Raw genomic sequence first — 2,323 nt, forward strand, 5'->3', positions numbered from 1 at the left:
GGTATTGAAATATTATTTTTATAATGTATCTCAGCTCCAGGCAGTGTAATTTTTTTTTTAAATAAGGAAAATTTATAAATAGGGGTATAATGATATTGTAAAAAAATTTTCTTTTTTTTCATAAATTCAAAAAATTTATCTTTGGTTGTTTTAAGTTTATCAAAATCAATTGAAATTTGAAAAAGATGAAATGATGATAAGTAATATTTTTCTATTTTGTGTAAACTAATAAAGTTTCTTAATCTTGATAATTTTAAAAAATATCTTGATGCAATAAAATTTCTCTTTTTAATGAATAAATTTATTTTTTTTAATTGTGAAATTCCCAATGCACAATTTATATCACTCAGTCTCAAATTAAAACTTGGAAATAAAACATCATATTTCCAATGTTTTTTACTACGTAAAATTCCATGAGATCTCATATTCAATATTCTTTTGTCAAAATTTTTGATATTAGTTGTTATTGCACCACCTTCACCTGTAGTAATTGATTTAATTGCATGAAAAGAAAATGTACTAATATCAGAATGTGCACAACATCCTACTTTATAATTTTTTTGTTTAAATCTATAAGCAGATCCCAGAGCATGACAAGAATCTTCAATTAAATATGAATTATATTTTTTTTTAATTTTACTATACTCTAATACATAATTTGGATTTCCACCCATATGCATATTTAAAATCAAATCTATTTTGTTAATTTTATTTTTTTTAATGCAATCATAAAAATTTTTTGGTTCCATGCAGCCACTTATTGGATTTATATCAGCGAGATAAATTTTAAAATTTAAAATTTTACACATATTATAAGCAGCAATAAAATTTACAGAAGGCATAACTACAGTGCTATTTTTTTTTAATTGTAAAGATTTAATAGCTAAATATAATGCAGCAGTGCCGCTATTAGTTACCTTGCAATATTTACTTTTTACAAAATTTGAAATTTTTTTTTCAAACAACTCTACCATTGGGCCTTGTGTTATCTGAGGACTTTTCAAAACTGATGAAACAAAAGATATATCATCACTATCAACAAACTGTGAGTTGTAGCTTATCATCTTATTCTTAAAATAATGCAAATTTTGACCTTTTAATTTCCTTATCTAAAAAATATAGAAGTTTCTTTTTGTTAATAAACTTTGCTTTTAAATATGTTTGTTTAATTTTTTTAGTTTCTATATTTGAATTATTTATTTTTTTGTCAATAATAAATATATTTTGAAACATTTTAGTATGATTAAATTCATTCTCAGAAATTAAACTTTCAAATAATTTTTCACCTTGTCGTTTTCCAATAATTTGTGATTTTATCTTTTTTGATTTAAAAATTTTCTTTAAAACATCAATAATGTCTATTATTTTAAAAATTTTCAAATCTGCAGGCACAAATATTTCTCCACCTTTCATAATAGATAAACTTTTGGATATTAATTGAGTTGTGTCTTTAATCGTCATAAAATATCTTTCCATTGATTTATCTGTAATAGTCAAATTTTTGTTGTTATAGATATCATTTATAAACTTTGGTATGACTGAACCTCTAGATAAAATAACATTGCCAAACCTAACACAAGAAAATTTTGTTCTCTTATCACCAACTAAATAGTTAGAATTAATTGTAATTTTTTCAGACAATAATTTTGTTGCACCCATACATGAGCTTGGGTCAACTACTTTATCAGTGCTAATAAATAAAAATTTTTCTACATTATTATTTAATGCAGACTTAATCATATTTATCGTCCCAAGAACATTCACTTCAGTTGCTTCAAAAGGGTTAAACTCACAGAATGGAACATGCTTTAACGCAGCTGCATGTATTACTATATCAATATTTTTCGTAATTAAATTGCACTTTTCTAAATTGTTAATATCACAATAAATGTATCTAATTTTTTTCTCTTTCATTTGAGAAATATAATTTTTTTTAGGGTACTCTAAAATATTAGATAAATCCGTTAATCCATTCTCATCATTACTTATTGCTCTAATCACTTTACAATTTTGATCCATCAAAAATGAAACTAACGATGAGCCTATTGATCCACTAGCACCGGTAACTAAAATTCTTTTGTTTTTAAAAATATTTTTCATTTCATTAATTTTTTAATATGATTAAATAAATTAACTTTATTTTTTATCTTAAAAATTTTATTATTCAATCTATTTGAAATTTTTATTGATGGATCAAATATTTTATTTTTATTAATTTTAATTTCTAGATTATTACCATAAATTTTAGACATAATTGTTATTAGTTTTTTAATTTTAATATTTTCATTTCCAAAATTTATTATCTGACTCGTATACACATCTG

Annotated in this window: 3 protein-coding genes; all 3 read right to left on the reverse strand. The window is 22.7% G+C overall.

Going from position 1 to position 2,323, the window contains the following annotated elements:
• The coding region (locus ACTT9D_RS07185; protein ID WP_440931100.1) for a DegT/DnrJ/EryC1/StrS family aminotransferase at positions 1–1,064 on the reverse strand (1,064 nt) is incomplete at its 3' end.
• A 7-nt stretch (positions 1,065–1,071) separates the two neighbouring features.
• The gene (locus ACTT9D_RS07190) at positions 1,072–2,100 is read right to left on the reverse strand and encodes an SDR family NAD(P)-dependent oxidoreductase (RefSeq protein WP_440931101.1); all 1,029 of its coding nucleotides are present in this window, start codon (positions 2,098–2,100) and stop codon (positions 1,072–1,074) included.
• The coding region (locus ACTT9D_RS07195; RefSeq protein ID WP_440931102.1) for a hypothetical protein at positions 2,097–2,323 on the reverse strand (227 nt) is incomplete at its 5' end. The genes ACTT9D_RS07190 and ACTT9D_RS07195, both read right to left, overlap by 4 nt.

The sequence above is a fragment of the Candidatus Pelagibacter sp. genome, from assembly GCF_052049815.1.
Classification (GTDB): domain Bacteria; phylum Pseudomonadota; class Alphaproteobacteria; order Pelagibacterales; family Pelagibacteraceae; genus Pelagibacter.